16 protein-coding genes are annotated in these 16,327 nt (G+C 74.9%); 6 read left to right on the top strand and 10 right to left on the bottom strand.

Translation table 11 applies throughout. The features are described 5' to 3' along the window. Positions 1 to 5 precede the first annotated feature (5 nt). The 3 genes from CUT83_RS25415 to CUT83_RS25405 all read right to left on the bottom strand — a co-directional run bounded on the left by CUT83_RS25415 (position 6) and on the right by CUT83_RS25405 (position 3,501). Complete coding sequence (locus tag CUT83_RS25415; RefSeq protein WP_101258162.1) at positions 6 to 527, bottom strand: phage tail protein; 522 nt, start codon at positions 525 to 527, stop codon at positions 6 to 8. Positions 528 to 534: 7 nt separating this feature from the next. After that, the gene (locus CUT83_RS25410; protein ID WP_101258161.1) at positions 535 to 2,382 is read right to left on the bottom strand and encodes a phage tail sheath C-terminal domain-containing protein; all 1,848 of its coding nucleotides are present in this window, start codon (positions 2,380 to 2,382) and stop codon (positions 535 to 537) included. Between the two features lie 522 nt (positions 2,383 to 2,904). Further along, positions 2,905 to 3,501: a helix-turn-helix domain-containing protein gene (locus tag CUT83_RS25405; RefSeq protein WP_101258160.1), complete on the bottom strand. Its 597-nt coding sequence runs from the start codon at positions 3,499 to 3,501 to the stop codon at positions 2,905 to 2,907. Between the two features lie 86 nt (positions 3,502 to 3,587). Here CUT83_RS25405 and CUT83_RS25400 point away from each other — a divergent pair, with 86 nt between their 5' ends. Continuing rightward, entirely contained in the window at positions 3,588 to 4,259 is a 672-nt protein-coding gene (locus tag CUT83_RS25400; protein ID WP_101258159.1) for a class I SAM-dependent methyltransferase, read from the top strand. Positions 4,260 to 4,364: 105 nt separating this feature from the next. Here CUT83_RS25400 and CUT83_RS25395 read toward each other — a convergent pair whose 3' ends face one another. After that, entirely contained in the window at positions 4,365 to 4,793 is a 429-nt protein-coding gene (locus CUT83_RS25395; RefSeq protein WP_101258158.1) for an OsmC family protein, read from the bottom strand. Positions 4,794 to 5,146: 353 nt separating this feature from the next. Here CUT83_RS25395 and CUT83_RS25390 point away from each other — a divergent pair, with 353 nt between their 5' ends. Further along, positions 5,147 to 5,758 (top strand): adenosylcobinamide amidohydrolase, encoded by a 612-nt coding sequence (locus CUT83_RS25390; RefSeq protein ID WP_101258157.1) that lies wholly within the window; start codon positions 5,147 to 5,149, stop codon positions 5,756 to 5,758. Between the two features lie 13 nt (positions 5,759 to 5,771). Here CUT83_RS25390 and CUT83_RS25385 read toward each other — a convergent pair whose 3' ends face one another. The 6 genes from CUT83_RS25385 to CUT83_RS31450 form a co-directional block, all read right to left on the bottom strand. Then, on the bottom strand, positions 5,772 to 6,188 hold the full coding sequence (locus CUT83_RS25385) for a hypothetical protein (protein ID WP_101258156.1): 417 nt from the start codon (positions 6,186 to 6,188) through the stop codon (positions 5,772 to 5,774). Between the two features lie 127 nt (positions 6,189 to 6,315). Further along, positions 6,316 to 6,792, bottom strand: coding sequence for a nucleoside deaminase (locus CUT83_RS25380; protein ID WP_101258155.1), 477 nt, complete (start codon positions 6,790 to 6,792; stop codon positions 6,316 to 6,318). A 121-nt stretch (positions 6,793 to 6,913) separates the two neighbouring features. After that, positions 6,914 to 7,804 (bottom strand): S1 family peptidase, encoded by an 891-nt coding sequence (locus tag CUT83_RS25375; RefSeq protein WP_101258154.1) that lies wholly within the window; start codon positions 7,802 to 7,804, stop codon positions 6,914 to 6,916. A 182-nt stretch (positions 7,805 to 7,986) separates the two neighbouring features. Further along, the gene (locus CUT83_RS25370; protein ID WP_101258153.1) at positions 7,987 to 8,715 is read right to left on the bottom strand and encodes a class I SAM-dependent methyltransferase; all 729 of its coding nucleotides are present in this window, start codon (positions 8,713 to 8,715) and stop codon (positions 7,987 to 7,989) included. A gap of 128 nt (positions 8,716 to 8,843) precedes the next feature. Beyond that, a complete protein-coding gene (locus tag CUT83_RS25365; protein ID WP_101258152.1) occupies positions 8,844 to 9,854 on the bottom strand; it encodes a zinc-dependent alcohol dehydrogenase in 1,011 nt (336 codons plus the stop codon). A gap of 211 nt (positions 9,855 to 10,065) precedes the next feature. Further along, a complete protein-coding gene (locus CUT83_RS31450) occupies positions 10,066 to 10,992 on the bottom strand; it encodes a MerR family transcriptional regulator (protein ID WP_101258151.1) in 927 nt (308 codons plus the stop codon). A 316-nt stretch (positions 10,993 to 11,308) separates the two neighbouring features. On the opposite strand from CUT83_RS31450, the gene CUT83_RS25355 reads away from it, so the two are divergent. The 4 genes from CUT83_RS25355 to CUT83_RS25340 are packed head-to-tail and all read left to right on the top strand — an operon-like array spanning position 11,309 to position 16,313. Next, positions 11,309 to 12,631, top strand: coding sequence for a polyprenyl synthetase family protein (locus CUT83_RS25355; RefSeq protein ID WP_101258150.1), 1,323 nt, complete (start codon positions 11,309 to 11,311; stop codon positions 12,629 to 12,631). A 21-nt stretch (positions 12,632 to 12,652) separates the two neighbouring features. Further along, a complete protein-coding gene (gene crtI / locus CUT83_RS25350) occupies positions 12,653 to 14,206 on the top strand; it encodes a phytoene desaturase family protein (RefSeq protein ID WP_101258149.1) in 1,554 nt (517 codons plus the stop codon). Continuing rightward, on the top strand, positions 14,203 to 15,297 hold the full coding sequence (locus CUT83_RS25345; RefSeq protein ID WP_101258148.1) for a phytoene/squalene synthase family protein: 1,095 nt from the start codon (positions 14,203 to 14,205) through the stop codon (positions 15,295 to 15,297). Before crtI ends, CUT83_RS25345 begins: the two co-directional genes overlap by 4 nt. A gap of 50 nt (positions 15,298 to 15,347) precedes the next feature. Beyond that, the gene (locus CUT83_RS25340) at positions 15,348 to 16,313 is read left to right on the top strand and encodes a Rieske (2Fe-2S) protein (RefSeq protein WP_101258252.1); all 966 of its coding nucleotides are present in this window, start codon (positions 15,348 to 15,350) and stop codon (positions 16,311 to 16,313) included. The last annotated feature ends 14 nt before the right edge of the window (positions 16,314 to 16,327 follow it).

Below are 16,327 nucleotides of genomic sequence, written 5' to 3'. Positions count from 1 at the left end.
TCCGCTCAGGGGTTGGTGAAGGAGGGCTCGGTGGGCTCGGGCACCTCGTAGTCGCGCTCCCAGCCCTCGCACTCCAGCTTGAGGCTCTGGATGGCCACCGCGTTGGCGTTGGCGTCCAGCTCGCCCAGCACCTGGTACTCGCTCGGCCAGGTCCGGTAGAGCTTGTGCGAGACGGCCACCTGCCCGGCCTCGTTGAGGACCTGGATGACGATGTCCTTGCGGAAGTCGGCGAGCGACACCTCTGCGCCGAGACCGGCGCCGACCTGCCACACCTTGTTGGCCCAGCGGTCGAATTCGGGGTCGTGCGTGACGCCGCGCTCCAGGGTGATGCCCTCGAACTCGGAGCGGCCCGGCGATTTGCGCGGTGAGCTCGGATCGCCGCCGTGCCGGTGCTTGACCACTTCCGTGGTCCGCTTCAGCGGGCTGACCTTGCTGACGCCCGCGACCGTGCGCCCGCCCCACAGCACCAGGAACTTGAAGTTCTTGTAGGGGTCAAAGCGCTGCGCGTTGACCTGGAATTCAGCCATCGGAATCCTAAATCTCGAACTGTCCGGCGGTCTGCTGGATCTTGACGACCACGAATTCGGCGGGCTTGACCGGCGCGATTCCGACCAGGACGTTCACCACACCGCGCGCGACGTCCTCGTCGGTGGTGGTCTCCTTGTCGCACTTGACGAAGTACGCCTCGCGCGGGGTGGCGCCCTTGAACGCGCCCTGCCGGAAGAGGGTGTTGAGGTAGGCCGAGGCGTCCAGCCGGATCTGCTGCCACAACTGCTCGCCGTTGGGTTCGAACACCACCCACTGCAGTCCGCGGTACAGGCTCTCCTCGATGTGCAGTGTCAGCCGCCGCACTGAGACGTACTTCCACTCGCTGTCGAGGGCGTCCGCGCCCTGGAGGGTGCGGGCGCCCCAGACCACCGATCCGACGGCCGGCAGGGTGCGCAGGCAGTTGACGCCGAGCGGGTTCAGCAGGGCGTTCTCGCGGTCGGTGAGCCGCACGCTCAGCGAGCGGACGCCGGCCAGCCGCGCCTCGGTGCCCGCGGGCGCCTTCCACACGCCGCGCTCGGCGTCGGTGCGGGCGCAGACGCCGGCGATCGCGCCCGAGGGCGGGAAGGAGCGCAGCCGTCCCGTGAGCGGGTCGTTCATCTGCACCTGGGGGAAGTACAGCGCCGTCCGCCCGTCCCGTACGGGGTCGAAGGCGCTCAGCCCGGCGCGGGCGCTGTCGACGTCGGTCCAGGAGCCGGGGGCGTCCGCGAGCAGGAAGATCCGCCGCTCCCGGCAGAGCGCCTGCGCGGCCGAGATCACCGTGATCATGTCGTCGGTGGAGTCGTAGGCCGCGAGTTCCGGGAGGGACAGCAGGTTGACGTCGTCGACCTCGCGCAGCGCGTGGAGCCCGGTCTTGCCGGCCTCGTCGCCGATGATGTCGCGCGGACCGGGCGGGTCTCCGTCCACACCTCCGGTCAGCGGGAAGACCGGCGGGTTGACGGTGGCCTCCAGGCCCAGGTCGTTGGCGCACTCGCCGACGAAGCGGACGGTGTCACGGGGGTCGGTGGAGCCCGCGACGACCTGGAGGCGGCGGCCGAAGGCGGTGACCTCCGCGCCGGCGAAGGCCCGCTTGCCGGGCGCGTCCGGCAGGGCACGCAGTCTGCGTTCCAGGAGCAGGGCCAGCTCGGCGACGTTCCGCGGGGGCTCGCCGTCCCGGTCGGGGTCGTGGAGCGTGAACTCGCGCTCCACGTCGCCGATCTTCACGGTCAGGTCGACGGCGAGGTCGGGCAGCTCGTCGGCGAACGGCTTGGAGACCGTGCCCGAGGGGTCCGGCCTGCCCTCGCCGACGACGTCGGCCCTCACCAGAGCGGAGCCGGCGTTCACCACCGTCTCGGCGTGGCGGCCGTGGCCCGGGTCCATGGACAGGCCGGTGAAGGTCTCGCGCGTGCCGCCGTCCGCGTCCAGGATCCGCAGGTTGAAGGTCTCCTCGGGCTCACGGGTGTCGTGGTCGACGGCCAGGCGCAGCCGGGAGCCCCAGACGCCGGGCTCCTTGGCGTGCACGGTCATCACCGGGCAGGCGCTGTGCCCCTCGGTCGACTCCAGGGTGGCGCCGGCCTCCTCGCCGGTGCCGGCCGCGGCGACGCGCACGACAACCGCGGTGGTGCCGCCGTTGCCGAAGAACTGGTGTACGGCGTAGGCGACGGCGCTCTGCGCCGTGAGCCCGCCGAAGCGGCGCTCGAAGTCCGCGAAGCCGGTGACTCTCACCGGCTGGTTGAGCGGGCCTCGGCGGGTGTGACCCACGAAGGCGGTGACCGAGGTGGTGACCGCCGAGATGGTGCGGACGCTACTGGGAAGTTCCTCGATGTACACGCCGGGATGGCCCGTTTGCACCGGCATTCCCCTCCATTCCCTTCGCGCACCGAGGGTTGAGGAGAAAGGGTGAAGAGAATGCGCGCAGGCGGCAACGCGCCGCGCACGCCTTTTTCGATTCCCCCGTCACACACCCCGTGCACGGTCGGTTTCGCACGGCCGGGCCGGGCGGCCCGTAACCCCTGATGCATGAGTTCTCCAGGAAGTGTCGAGCCCTGCCGTACGACGGGTCAAGGAGGGGTTTCGGTCATCCGGAAAGATCTCCCGGCCGGCGCGCCGCTTCCTCGAATTCCGCCCGACCAAGCCGATTTACGGAGATTAAAAGATATGGAAATAAGATCAACGAGGAGCCCGTCCCGCGAAATCGGGCATCGCCAACAGGACGAATGCGCAAGTCCCTCGGCGCGTCGATTTGCGGTCGGTGCGGGCCGGTGCCGGATCCCGTCCGGCCCGGGGAGCGTTTGGCGCCCCGCGCCGTGGCCGGAACCGGCCCACGCCCCGCGCCGGCCGCCGCACCCGTGCCGAACCTCCGGATACGTGCGGCGGCCGTCACCCCGCTCTCTTCGAGGGCCGGGCGCGTACGTGCATCCGCTCGCCCTGCGGCCCGAAGATGCTGATGAACTCGACGGGCCGCTCCCCGGCGTTCGCGAAGCCGTGGGGGGTGCGGGTGTCGAACTCGGCGGCCTCCCCCGCGCCGAGGACGAGGTCGTGCTCGCCCAGAGCCAGCCGCAGCCGCCCGGACAGGACGTAGAGCCACTCGTAGCCCTCGTGGGTCTGCTGCTCGGGCCGCCCGTCCCCGCCGTACCCGGCGGGCATGATCTGCTTGTAGGCGTGCAGGCCGCCCAGGCTGCGGGTCAGCGGCACGAAGGTCTGCCCGTAACGGGTGAAGGGGCGGGGGTGGACGCGGGGGTCGCCGGTGGCGGGCGCGCCGACGAGTTCGTCCAGGGGGACGCTGTAGGCCCTGGCCAGGGGGAGCAGCAGTTCCAGGGTCGGTCTGCGCTGCCCCGACTCCAGTCGCGAGAGGGTGCTGAGCGATATCCCGGTCGTCTCGCTCACCTGGGAGAGCGTGGCGCCACGCGCCTGGCGCAGGGTCCGCAGCCGGGGGCCCACACCGGTCAGAACGTTCTCGAGGTCGTCGTCGGCCATCCTCCTATTTGCCGTTCCGGCAAAGATGTTTGTCAAGCGGACAGTCCTGGGCGGAGGCTTGCCGCATGGCGGAAGGAAGAGGAGACATGACCGGACAAGACGAGCATTCCCCGGCCGCGCCCGCCCAGGGGGCCGGGGAGTTCTGGGACGACCTCTACGGTGCGGGCGAGCGGATCTGGAGCGGCGAGCCGAACGCCGTCCTGGTCCGCGAGACGGCGGATCTGGCCCCGGGCAGTGCCCTGGACCTGGGCTGCGGTGAGGGGGCCGACGCGATCTGGCTCGCCCGGCGGGGCTGGCGCGTCACCGCGGTGGACGTCTCGCGGATCGCCCTGGAACGCGGAGCCGAGCAGGCCCGGCGGGCGGGCGTCGCCGACCGGATCGACTGGCTGCGGCACGATCTGGCCGAGTCCTTCCCCGGCGGCGTCTTCGATCTGGTCTCCGCCCACTTCCTGCACGCCCCCTCCCCCGTCGAGCTGCCCCGCGAGCGGATTCTGCGCGACGCCGCGGCGGCCGTGTCGCCGGGCGGCGTGCTGCTGGTCGTCGGGCACGCCGGCCCTCCCCCGTGGGCGGCCGACCACGGCCACGACGACCACCCGCCCCTGCCCACGTCGGCGGAGGTCCTCGGCTCGCTCGGCCTCCCGGAGGAGGGATGGGAGCCGCTGGTGAGCGGGGAGTACCGGCGCGATGCGACCGGGCCCGACGGGCAGCGGGCCGTCCTCGAGGACGCCGTGCTCAAACTGCGGCGGCTGCCCGGCTGACACCTCCGGGCCGGGCCCGGAAACAGGACCGGGCCGGGGCGGGGACGCGTGTGCGTTCCCGCCCCGGCCCGGTGGTGCGCGGGGCCGCGCCCCGGCTCCGGCGCGTCAGACGAGCCGGGCGTCCAGGGTGATGTTCTTGACGCCGGCCAGGGCCTGGCTGACCGGGCAGTTGGCCTTGGCCTCCTCCGCGGCCGTCTGGAAGTCCTCCTCGGACAGCCCGGGAACGGTGGCGCGGACGGTCAGCTTGATGGCGGTGATGCCCTCGCCCGGCTGGAAGGTGACGTCGGCCCGGGTTTCGACCTTCTCCACCGTGTGGCCCTTGCGCGCCAGGCCGCCCGAGAAGGCCATCGAGTAGCAGGAGGAGTGGGCCGCCGCGATCAGTTCCTCGGGGCTGGTCTTGCCACCGGGCTCCTCGGCACGGGCGGGCCAGCTCACCTCATAGGTGCCGATCCCGGAGGATTCGAGGGCGACGTTGCCCTTGCCCTCGAGAAGGTTGCCTTCCCAGTGGGTCTTGGCGGTACGGGTGGTGGCCATGACTGTCGCTCCTGACGGGTTGTGAGTGACAAGAAGGTCTGCGGTGATCAGTTTATGCGGCAAGGCCGCCCCGGTCCGGCGAACCGGTCCGGGCCCGGTGCGTGCCGCACCGGGGCCGGCGTCCACGGGCCGCGCGGAACGGATAACCGATGGCCCGCGGTCCGGGGCACCGGTAGCGTCTCTTCCCGCCCGGCGCGGCGGCACACCTCCGTCCCCGGACCGTGTATCCCACCGCCCCCGCGATCCCGTCCGCGGGCCCCGCGCTAGGGTGCAGCGTGCTTCTGCGATCCCCTCACGGCTCCCTGGCCGGCGTACGCGTCCTGCACCACCGGGAGCAGGACGCTTCCTGGCCGATGCTGCTCTGGCGGCCCGAGTCCGGGCGGCGGATGATCAGCAGCGCACTGCTGGGCGGCGGGCTCGGTGAGCGCGGCTGGGTCCTCAACGCCCAGGTGCCCCCGGGCTACGCGCGCCTGGACGCCGAGCGGCACCTGGCCGAACTGGCCGGGCGGGCGGGCGCGGAGGGCCCCGGTGTGGGCCTGATGACCGCGGCCCGGGTGCTGGACCACTGCGTCGCGGTGGACGAGGGGGTCGAGGCCCTGGTCACGGCCGGGATCGGCGTACACGGCTGGGCCGCGGCGCCGGGCGCGGGCAGCGACGTACCGCTGCCCGCCGGCACGATCAACATCGTGGTCTCGGTGCCGGTCGCGCTGTCGGACGCCGCCCTGGTCAACGCCGTGGCCACGGCCACCGAGGCCAAGGTCCAGGCGCTGCGGGACGCCGGTGTGGACGCCTCGGGCACACCGACCGACGCGGTGTGCGTCGCCGCCGTACCGCCTTTGCCGGGTCGTCCGACCGCCGTCGAGCCCTTCGCCGGTCCCCGCTCCCCGTGGGGCGCCCGCCTGGCCCGCGCCGTGCACCGGGCGGCCTATCTGGCCTGCACCCGTACGGCGGCGGCCGACGGCTGACGGTCCGCCCGGCTCACAGATCGGCGCAGATCCCGCGCGCCCGCTCCAGGTCCTTCTTCGCCTGCGCGTCGAACCCGAAGGTCGAGAGAACCCGGTGGTGCGACTTCCGGAGCGCCTCCGCGAGCGGCTCGTACCGCTCGTCGCCCGCGGCCGCCGAGGCGGAGAGGGCCTGCGCCGCTCCCCAGCGGTTGAGCGCCGCCTCACCGGCCGGCCCCTTGTCCGTGTACCGCGACTCCTCGAAGCGGTCCAGGGCGCCGCACGCCGCAAGCGCGTCGGCCTCCGGGCCTGCGGCGGCGCCGCTTTCGCCGGTGAGGGCCCAGGCGGCCCCGACGCCCGCGCCGCCGATCACCAGTCCGGCCGCCAGCGCGGCGAGAAGCGGGCCCGTGCGGCGGCGGGCAGGGGACACCGGGGTTTCGGATGGCTGCTGCATGGGTCCGAAGCGTAGCGGCAGGCCGCCGCGCCGGTGAGAGGCCCCTCCCCCGCGAACCGCCCTGTCCGGCGGCCGAGTTGCCCGGCCGGCGAGTTGCCCGGCGGGCGCTCCGCCCCCGCCTCCGGGATCAGGCCGCGCCGTGGAGGCGGCGGTGCAGCTCGCGCACTTCCTGCGCGAGGCCGGGGACCGGCCCCTCCACCGCGACACCGGGCGCGATCTCCTTCACCGGCAGCGTCCGCACCGGTGGTGCGGGCACGCCCAGTTCGGCCAGCCAGGAGGCCAGTTGCGCGGAGGAACTCGCGTAGACGATGCGGCCCAGCCCGACCCAGGCGTGGGCGGCGGCGCACATCGGGCAGTGCTCCCCGGACGTGTAGACGGTCGCCGCCTCCCGTTCCTGCGGTGTCATGTGGGCGGCGGCCCAGCGCGCCGGCTCGAACTCCGGGTGGCGGGTGCGGTCGCCGAGGGCGACCCGGTTGCGGTCCTCGGCCAGGACCGTCCCGTCCCCGCCGACGAGTACGGAGCCGAACGGTTCGTCGCCCGCCTCCAGCGCCTCGGTCGCCAGCTCCACGCAGCGGCGCAGATGGCGCAGCCCGGCATCGTCCACCTTGACGGCCTCCTGCGGTGTGTGACCTCGCGGCTCGGATGCTACCGGGCCCTCCCGGCCGGGCTGGTCTGCGCCGCGCACACCCGGAGAGGGCGGGGGCGCGAGCCCCCGCCCGGCCGGGTCAGTACATGCTCGCCCTGTACGCGCTGAGCGCCTCGGGGACGGGCTGGTAGAAGGTGGTGCCGCCCCTGCGGCAGTCGCCGCTGCCGCCGGAGGTGATGCCCAGAGCCTTGGAACCGTCGTAGAGCGGGCCGCCGGAGTCGCCGGGCTCCGCGCAGACGTTCGTCTGGATCATGCCGCGGACGGTGCCGCTCCCGCTGTAGCGGACCGTGACGTTCAGGGCGGTGACGGTGCCGCTGTGGGTGCCGGTGGTGGATCCGGTGCGCTTGACCGACTGGCCCACGTAGGCGTCGGCCGGGGTGAAGCCGCCCGGATGCCCCAGGGAGGTGTTGTCGTAGCGGACGAGGGCGTAGTCGTTGCCGGGGAAGCTCGACTTCACGGTCGGGCCGATGAGCGTGCGCTGACCCGAGTCGGCGTACCAGGTGTCGACCACGTCGCCGCAGTGCCCGGCGGTGAGGAAGTGGTACGTGCCGCCCTTGAGGACGTTGAAGCCGAGTGAGCAGCGGTAGCCGTTGCCGTAGATGGCGTCGCCGGCGGAGCCCAGCGGGGCGATGACGCCCGGTGTCCGCTCGATCCTGATCGCGCCCGCGGCCGCGCCCGCGGCCTTCCGCAGGGCCGCTACGTCGGCGGGCGAGACGGTGCTGTCGGCGGTCACGACGACACGTCCGGCCCGGTCGTCGACGTGCCAGGCGATGCCGTCGACCTCCGTCTGGAGCACGGCGTCGCTCGCCCGGGAGAGTTCGGCCGCGCCGTAGGCGCGCGGGGCGGCCGCGGTGGCGCTCGGCGCGGTGGTCACGGCGGCGACGCCCAGGCCGATCACCGCGGCGAGCAGCCGGGCGCGGCGGATGGTGCTCCTTGCGGTGCTCCTTGTGGTGGTGCGTCTGGTCCTCACGTGGTCTCCTCCTGGTGGTGGGGAAGCCGGTGGGCGACGGCACGTGGGGGGTGTCGCGCGGCGCGCGGAGACGTGTCCACCGAGGGCCGTTGATGACGTGCACCTGACATCAACACAGCGAGTATCGGACCGTCGCGCGACCCGCGCAAGACCGCCTCCCCGCACCCGCACCCGGCCGTCTCTCAGACGCGCCGGGCCACGACCAGCCTGCAGCGGGGGCTGCCGTCCTCCCGCCTGCCGAGCTCCTCCAGCGGCAGCGTGCCCACCTCGAACCCCGCGTCGGCCAGTTCCCGGCGCACGCCGGGGAGGGGGAACGTCCGGTAGTACATGACGAACCGGGGACGCCACAGCGCGTTGCGCACCCGCATCGCCGCGTCGAAGCCCCACAGCGCCCAGTACGCGCGCGACCCGACCCGGGGCGGCGCGCCGACGGGGAAGGCGAACAGCCCCCCGGGGCGGAGCGCCGCGTGCACCCCCGCGAACAGCCCGGGCCGCTCCTCGGGCAGGAAGTGCCCGAACGCCCCGAAGCTGACGGCCAGGTCGAAGGCCCCGGCGAAGGGCAGTCTCCGTACGTCGGCGCGCACCCAGCCGACCGCCGGCCCGCCGGGGTCCTCCGGGTGGGCGGAGCGGGCCTCGCCGAGCATGCCGGCGCTGAAGTCGACGCCCACGGCCCGCCGTTCGCACAGCCGCAGCAGGACGCCCGTTCCCGCGCCGGTCCCGCAGCACACGTCCAGACCCGTCCCGAACGGCCCCAGCGGTTCGAGCGCGCGTGCGGTGGCCTCCAGCAGGCGGTCCGATGTCCTGAACGGCGTCAGGTCGAACTTCGGCGCGAGCAGGTCGTAGCCGCGCTCGACGGACGACAGCGCCTGCACGGCGAGTTCGGGGAGGGTCGGGCCCTGAGCGGTGAACATGCCGCCCACCGTAACGAGCGAACGGGTCCGCCCGTCACCCCGGCAGCCCCCCGCCCCTGCCGACGGGGGCCGCGGCAGGGGCGGAGGGCTGCCGGGGTGACGGCGGGCCGGCAGGGGTTGGCGGCGCGTCACATCTCGAAGACGACACGGGCCCTGACATGGCCGCCGAGGATCTCCTCGATGCAGTCGTTGACGGCCTCCAGCGGGCGGGTCTCGTAGATCACCTTCGTGCGTCCTGCCGCGTGGAGGGCGAAGACCTCCGCGAGGTCCTGCCGGGTGCCGACGATCGAGCCGATGACGGAGGTGCCGTTCAGCACGGTGTCGAAGACCGGGACGCGCAGGGCGCCGCCCGCCGGGAGCGAGACGAGCACCAGTTTCCCGCCGCGCCGCAGACCGCGCTGGAGCGCCTCCGTCGCCCGGTCGTCGACGGCGAGCGCGATGGCGGCGTGGGCTCCGCCGTGCTTGCGGAGCACCTCGGCCGGGTCCTCCTTGCGTGCGTCGATCAGGATGTCGGCGCCCAGTTCCGCGGCCAGGGAGAGCTTGTCGTCGGTGACGTCGACGGCCGCCACCGTGGCTCCGGCGATCTTCGCGTACTGGACGGCGAGGTGTCCCAGTCCGCCGATGCCGGAGACGGCCACCAGATCGGTCGGCCCCACCCCGGCCACCCTGACCGCCTTGTAGGTCGTCACGCCCGCGCAGGTCAGCGGGGCCGCCTCGCGCGGGTCGATGCCGTCGGGCACCGGCTGGGCGAAGTCGGCGTGGGCGAGCATCATCTCCGCGTGGCCGCCGTCGACGCCGTAGCCGGTGTTCTTCTGCCGCTCGCACAGCGTCTCCCAGCCGGACAGGCAGTGCTCGCAGCGCCCGCAGGCCCAGCCGAGCCAGGGCACCGCCACCCGTTGGCCGACCGACAGATGGGTGACGTCGTCACCGAGCCGCTCGATGATGCCGACGCCCTCGTGCCCGGGGACGAAGGGCGGGTTCGGCTTGACCGGCCAGTCGCCGCGGGCGGCGTGGATGTCGGTGTGGCACAGACCCGACGCCTCGACGCGGACGCTGACCTGCCCGGGGCCGGGCCGCGGATCGGGCCGCTCCTCGATGACCAGGGGTTCGCCGAGGGTTCGGACGACTGCTGCTCTCATGGTCTTGGCTCCTCGTGTCCGGCTCCGGCGTACCGGATTCCTGTCCTTCTCCTTCACTCTCCCGCCTCGTGAGGGGCGGCGACAGGTCCGACAGGAGCAGTCCGCGGGGCCGAACGGCCCCTCCTCCGTGGTGCCGTACGGCCTCGGCCGGCGCGGTCGTCGGCACGGCGGGTGCGGCGTTACGGCGGGTGCGCCGACACGGGGCGCGGATTCAGAGGGGGCGTCGGCCGCCGGGCGCGCCCAGGAGCGCGGCCAGTGCGCCGGGCAGGTCGTGCAGCGGGGCCGCGGCGCCGGGAACGCCCGGGGGCCAGCCCGGTCCGGCCGGGTGGACGGGGGCGGAGGCGGGGGCCGTCTCCAGCGCGGTCCGCAGCCAGGAGGGATCGGCCGTCGCGGAGGAGCGGGCCCACAGCACCACGGCGCCGGGGCGGGTGCGGACGAGGGCGTCGGTCAGGGCGGGGACGGGCAGGTCGCCGGCCAGGACGGCGGCACGGCCCTCCTCCGCCAGGGCGGCGGCCAGGGCCGTCAGCGGCAGCGTGTGGTGCTCGGCCGGTGCGGCGGCCAGGAGCACGGGGCCAAAGGCGCCGGGGCCGGACGGGAGCGCGGCGGCGCGGTCCTGGGCGTGGCGGCGCAGGGCGCTTTCGACGATGCCGCTGGTGACGTGCTCCACCTCGACACCGCGGCCGGTCTCCTCCCAGTGGTCGCCGATGGCGGTGAGGGCGGGCGCGAGCACGGTCGTCCAGGCGTCGGCGGCCCCGAGCCGGGCCAGCGATGCCGACACCACCGCCTGGACCGCCGCGGTGTCCAGCGCGTGCATGGCCTCGGTCAGCTCCGCCGCGCCCGTGCCCGTATCCGGCGGGCCGGCCGCGGCCACCGCGCGGGCCGCGTCGGCGGCGGGCACGCCCCGGCGGACGAGCGTACGCATGCGCTCCAGCCGCTCCAGGTCCCGCGCCGAGTAGCGGCGGTGTCCGCCGGGGGTCCGTCCGGAGGGGGCGAGGCCGTAGCGGCGCTCCCAGGCGCGGAGGGCGGCGGTGCTCATCTCCAGGCGTTCGGCCACCACACCCACCGGCAGCAGGATCTGGCCCGCCTCCTGCCCGAAGGCCGGGCACGCGCCGGCGCGGGAGGGGTGAGCGGAGGGCATGACGCAATCGTCCGCCCAGGTCGGACCGGGCGCAAGTCATCGGTTGTACAAGTTGCGCACAACTTTGTTTGCCCCTGCCGGACACGGGCACCCGCGAAGCGACGGGCCGCCCCGAACGGCCCGGCGCGCCTTGGAGGGGGCTTTCACACGTGCGTCGGCACCGCGCACTTCCCGTCGCCCATCCGCGCCGCGCGATGCCTCCGCTTCACCCGTCCAGAGCGCCCGTACTGAGAGCATTGTCTTCAATGTTCGGGTGTGAAAACTTCTGTCCGTATGTGCGCCGGGCGTCTCGGCCCCGCGCCGGGAAGGAGCCGCGATGCGGCACCAGGCCACCGACCTGGCCCTCGCCCCTGCCAGTCCCGCACCCGCACATCCCGTGTCGGCCGCTCTGGGAGGAGAGCAGACCGTCCGGGCCGCGCCCCGCTCGCCGCACCGCCCGGACGAAGCCCGCGCGGAACACCCCGCGGAACGCCGCACGGACCGCGGCCCCCTCCCCCGGGACCCCGACCACGACATCGCGGCCGCCGTCGACGCCGTGCTCACCGAGCATCTGACGCTGCGCCGGGCCGAGGCGCGGCGGATCAGCGACCGTTTCACCGCCGATGTCGCCGACCGGCTGATCGATCTGGTGCGGCGCGGCGGCAAGCGGCTGCGCCCGGCCTTCCTGTGGTGGGGCTGGCGGGCGGGCGGCGGCACGCCGGAGCACGCCGACGCGGAGGCGGTGCTGCACGCGGCCGCCGCGCTGGAGCTGATCCAGGCCTGTGCGCTGGTGCACGACGACCTGATGGACGACTCGCCGCTGCGCCGCGGCGCGCCCGCCGTCCATGTGGCCCTCGCCCACCGGCACCGTGCCCGGGGCCTGCGCGGGGACGCGGACGCGTTCGGGGCGTCCGCCGCCCTCCTGACGGGGGATCTGGCCCTGGTCTGGGCGGAGGACCTGTGGGACGCGGCCTCCCCCTGCGAGGAGGCCCGGCGGCGGGCCCGCCCCGTCTGGCGGGCGATGCGCACCGAGATGGTGGCCGGGCAGTACCTGGATCTGTACGGGCAGGCGGCCGGCTCACCCTCCCCCTCCTCCTCCCTGCGCATCGCCCACCTCAAGAGCGGGCTGTACACCGTGGAGCGCCCGCTGCACCTGGGGGCGGCGCTGGCCGGCGCGGACGCGCACACCACCTCGGCGCTGCGGCGGGCCGGGCGGTGCGCCGGGGTGGCGTTCCAGCTGCGCGACGACCTCCTGGGCGTCTTCGGGGACCCGGCCCGTACGGGGAAGCCCGCGGGCGACGACGTGCGGCAGGGCAAACCCACCCATCTGATGGCCCTGGGCCTGCGCCTGGCCCGCGTCCGCGGCCGGGGTACGGCCCGGGAACTGCTGGAGCACGCGCTCGGCGATCCCGCGCTGACCGAGGAGGACCTGGACCGGGTGCGCGCCGTGCTGACCGAACTGGGGGCCCGTGAGGCCGTGGAGCGGCGCATCGGCGGCCTGGCCGGCGAGGCGCTGGCCGCGCTGGAGGAGGCCGCGCTCGACGGGGCCCCGGCCCGGGAGCTGTCGGCGCTGCTGTACGCCGTCCTGGGCGAACCGGCCGCCGGCCGCCACCGCCCGGGCGGTGCCCTCCGCGGCGCCGCCGTCCTCCCCACCCGCTGAACACCTGCCGAAGGAATCCGGATGAGAAGACTGCACGGGCCGGGCGACCACGTCGTCATCGTCGGGGCGGGGCTGGCCGGGCTGTCCGCCGCACTGCACCTGCTGGGCGCCGGGCGCTCGGTCACCGTCGTCGAGCGGGAGGACGGGCCGGGTGGCCGGGCCGGGCGCGAGGAGTGGGCGGGCTACCGCGTCGACACCGGTCCCACCGTGCTGACCATGCCCGACCTGGTCGACGAGGCCATGGCCGCGGTGGGCGCCAGGCTCTCCGACCACGTCGAGCTGATCGGGCTCCACCCCGCCTACCGCGCCCGTTTCGCCGACGGCGGCTGCCTGGACGTGCACACCGACCCGCACGCCATGGAGGCCGAGATCGCCCGGGTGGCCGGGCCGAAGGAGGCGGCCGGGTACCGGCGGCTGCGCGACTGGCTGGAGCGGCTGTACCGGGTGCAGATGCGCTCGTTCATCGACGCCAACTTCGACTCGCCGCTGGGACTGCTGGGCGCCGACCTGGCCAGACTGGCCGCGCTCGGCGGATTCGGCACCTGGCACGGGCGCGTCGCGCGCTTCCTGAAGGACGAGCGGCTGCGCCGTGTGTTCTCCTTCCAGGCGCTGTACGCCGGGGTGCCGCCCACCCGGGCGCTGGCCGCGTACGCCGTCATCGCCTACATGGACACCGTCGCCGGGGTGTGGTTCCCGCGCGGCGGCATGCACGCCGTGCCCCGGGCCATGGCCGACGCCGCCGCCGGTGCCGGGGCCCGCTTCGTCTACGGCGCCGAGGTGACGCAGCTGGAGCGTTCGCCGGGCGGGCGCGCCGCGGCGGTGCGCACCGCCGGCGGGGAGCGCATCGCCTGCGACGCGGTGGTGCTCACCTGCGACCTGCCCCTCGCCCACCGCCTGCTGGGCGGCGCGCCGCGCCGCCCGGTGCCGCTGCGGTACGCGCCGTCGGCGGTCGTCCTGCACGCGGGCGGTGACCGGACCTGGCCCGAACTGGCCCACCACACGCTGTCGTTCGGCTCCGCCTGGGAGTCGACGTTCCGGCAGCTCACCCGGACCGGCGAGCTGATGAGCGACCCCTCCCTGCTGATCACCCGGCCCACCGCCACCGACCCCGCGCTGGCCCCCGGGGACAGGCATCTGCACTACGTGCTGGCGCCCTGCCCCAATCTGGTCACCGGCCCCCGCGACTGGGACCGTGTCGGCCCCCGCTACCGCGACGAACTGGTCACCGAGCTGGAGCGCCGCGGGCTGGACGGCTTCGGCGACGCGATCGAGGCGGAGCGTCTGGTCACCCCGGCCGACTGGGCCCGGCAGGGGCATGCGGCCGGCACCCCGTTCTCCGCCGCGCACACCTTCGCCCAGACGGGCCCGTTCCGGCCGCGGAACCTGCCGCGCGGCTGGGAGAACGTGGTCCTGGCCGGCTGCGGCACCACGCCCGGCGTGGGCGTGCCGACGGTGGTGGTCTCCGGCAAGCTCGCCGCCGCCCGCATCACCGCCGGCTCCGGCTGCCCACGCCCGCCACGGCGCACACCGCAGGCGCCGGCCGGTGCCGGCGCGGCCGAGGGGGCGGCCGTATGACGGCGCGCGAGCTGGACGCGGCGGGCGTCCACGACCCGGCGCTGCGCGCGGCCTACACCCGCTGCCGCGAGCTCAACGCCCGCCACGGCAGGACGTACTTCCTGGCCACCCGGCTGCTCACCCCGCGCCAGCGCCCGGCCGTCCACGCCCTGTACGGCTTCGCGCGCTGGGCGGACGACATCGTCGACGACCTCGACCCCGCCCTCGCTCCCGAGCGGCGCGCCCGGGAGCTGGCGAAGCTGGACGAGGAGCTGTCGGCGGCCCTGCGCACCGGGCGCGGCGGGCACCCGGTGGTCGCGGCCCTGGCCGACACCGCCGCGCGCTACGCCATCGACCCGGCGCACTTCACCGACTTCATGCGCTCGATGGCCATGGACCTGCACGTCACCGAGTACCCCACGCTCGACGACCTGCGGGTGTACACGCACGGTTCGGCGGCCGTGATCGGTCTTCAGGTGCTGCCGGTGCTGGACACGGTCGTGCCGCGCGAGGAGGCCGCCCCGCACGCCGCGGCGCTCGGGGTGGCCTTCCAGCTCACCAACTTCCTGCGGGACGTGGGAGAGGACCTGGACCGCGGCCGGATCTACCTGCCGCTGGACCGGCTGGCCGCCCACGGCGTCGACCGCGATCTGCTGCTGTGGTGCCGCCGGGCCGGGCGCACCGACGCCCGGGTGCGGGCCGCGCTGCGGGAGTTGTGCGAGACCACCCGGGGGATCTACCGGGAGGCCGAGCCGGGCATCGCCATGCTGCACCCGGTCTCGCGGCCCTGTGTGCGCGCCGCGTTCGTGCTCTACCGCGCCATCCTGGACCGGATCGAGGCGGGCGGGTACGCGGTGCTCCACCGGCGCGCGGTGGTCCCCCGCCGCAGGCGGGCCGCCGTGGCGCTGGGCGGGCTGGCGGACGTCGCCGCCTCACGTGCCCGCGGCGCCCTGACCGGTGACCTGCCGCGGGCGCCCGGCCGTCCGCAAGGCCCCGCGGGGAAACCGGCGGAGAGAACGGCGGAGAGAACGGCGGGGAAAACGGTGGAGAGAACAGAGGAAGCCCCGCGGACCCGTCGGCGGGACGCGCAGCGAGGAGGAGTGCTGTCTTGACCAAGCGCCGTGTCGGGGGTTCGACCGGTTGGCGCAGCCCCCTGCGCCTGATGTCCGACCCCGGCTGGAGCCGCCAGGAACCCACCTGGCGGGCGGCCCGGCCGCAGATCATCGCCGACGCCCTGAAGCGGGCCTCGGCCCGCCCCTCGGGCAACTGGTACGTGGTCGCGGCCAGCCGCGAGGTCCGCCCGGGCCGCCCCTTCGGCAGGACGGTCGCCGGAGTGGAGCTGGTGCTCTGGCGCACGGAGTCCGGGCGCCTGGCGGCCGGGCCGGGCGCCTGCCCGCACCTGGGCGCGCCGCTGTGCGACAGCGTGGTGGAGTCCGGGCGCCTGATCTGCCACTGGCACGGTCTGGGCCTGACCGGGCGGGGCATGCCCGGCTGGGAGCCCTACCCCGTGTACGACGACGGGGTGCTGGTGTGGGTGCGGCTGGACTCGGTGGGCGGCGAGGAGCCGCTGGAGCGGCCCTGCCTGCCGCGGCGCCCCGACCCGGCCGCCTCGGTGGACGCGGTGACGACCCTGGTGGGCGCCTGCGAGCCGGAGGACGTCATCGCCAACCGGCTCGACCCCTGGCACGGGGCGTGGTTCCATCCGTACGCCTTCACCCGGCTGACGGTGGTGGAGGAGCCGGACCCGGCCGTCAACGGCGACCGCTTCCTGGTCGACGTGGCCTACCGCGTCGGTCCCCGGGCGGGCGTGCCGGTGCGGGCCGCGTTCAGCGCGCCGGAGCCGCGCACGCTGGTGATGCACATCGTCGACGGCGAGGGCGAGACGTCGGCGGTGGAGACCCATGCCACGCCGCTCACCGCCCCGGGCGATCCGAATCCGCGCACCGCCGTGATCGAGGCCGTGCTGGCCACCTCCGGCCGGCCGGGCTTCGCCGTGGCCCGGGCCGCCGCGCCACTGCTGCGGCCGCTGATGCGGCGGGCCGCGGCCCGGCTGTGGCGCGACGATCTGGCGTACGCCGAACGCCGCCGGCTGCTGCGCGGCCGGGGCCGCTTCCCGGGGGCGGTGTGAGGGCCGCCGGGGCG

The sequence above is a fragment of the Streptomyces barkulensis genome (assembly GCF_002843305.1).
In the GTDB taxonomy this organism is placed as follows: Bacteria; Actinomycetota; Actinomycetes; order Streptomycetales; family Streptomycetaceae; genus Streptomyces; species Streptomyces barkulensis.
This window is presented reverse-complemented; position numbering and strand designations above follow the sequence as displayed.

What these genes read in the sequence shown, in the direction of transcription:
- CUT83_RS25390 (WP_101258157.1), top strand. Translation starts at nt 5,147, where the DNA reads ATGCTGCTCTGGCGGCCCGAGTCCGGGCGGCGGATGATCAGCAGCGCA.
- CUT83_RS25405 (WP_101258160.1), bottom strand. Translation starts at nt 3,501, where the DNA reads ATGGCCGACGACGACCTCGAGAACGTTCTGACCGGTGTGGGCCCCCGG.
- CUT83_RS25365 (WP_101258152.1), bottom strand. Translation starts at nt 9,854, where the DNA reads ATGAGAGCAGCAGTCGTCCGAACCCTCGGCGAACCCCTGGTCATCGAG.
- CUT83_RS25410 (WP_101258161.1), bottom strand. Translation starts at nt 2,382, where the DNA reads ATGCCGGTGCAAACGGGCCATCCCGGCGTGTACATCGAGGAACTTCCC.
- CUT83_RS25415 (WP_101258162.1), bottom strand. Translation starts at nt 527, where the DNA reads ATGGCTGAATTCCAGGTCAACGCGCAGCGCTTTGACCCCTACAAGAAC.
- CUT83_RS25385 (WP_101258156.1), bottom strand. Translation starts at nt 6,188, where the DNA reads ATGCAGCAGCCATCCGAAACCCCGGTGTCCCCTGCCCGCCGCCGCACG.
- CUT83_RS25370 (WP_101258153.1), bottom strand. Translation starts at nt 8,715, where the DNA reads ATGTTCACCGCTCAGGGCCCGACCCTCCCCGAACTCGCCGTGCAGGCG.
- CUT83_RS31450 (WP_101258151.1), bottom strand. Translation starts at nt 10,992, where the DNA reads ATGCCCTCCGCTCACCCCTCCCGCGCCGGCGCGTGCCCGGCCTTCGGG.
- CUT83_RS25395 (WP_101258158.1), bottom strand. Translation starts at nt 4,793, where the DNA reads ATGGCCACCACCCGTACCGCCAAGACCCACTGGGAAGGCAACCTTCTC.
- crtI (WP_101258149.1), top strand. Translation starts at nt 12,653, where the DNA reads ATGAGAAGACTGCACGGGCCGGGCGACCACGTCGTCATCGTCGGGGCG.
- CUT83_RS25340 (WP_101258252.1), top strand. Translation starts at nt 15,348, where the DNA reads ATGTCCGACCCCGGCTGGAGCCGCCAGGAACCCACCTGGCGGGCGGCC.
- CUT83_RS25400 (WP_101258159.1), top strand. Translation starts at nt 3,588, where the DNA reads ATGACCGGACAAGACGAGCATTCCCCGGCCGCGCCCGCCCAGGGGGCC.
- CUT83_RS25345 (WP_101258148.1), top strand. Translation starts at nt 14,203, where the DNA reads ATGACGGCGCGCGAGCTGGACGCGGCGGGCGTCCACGACCCGGCGCTG.
- CUT83_RS25355 (WP_101258150.1), top strand. Translation starts at nt 11,309, where the DNA reads ATGCGGCACCAGGCCACCGACCTGGCCCTCGCCCCTGCCAGTCCCGCA.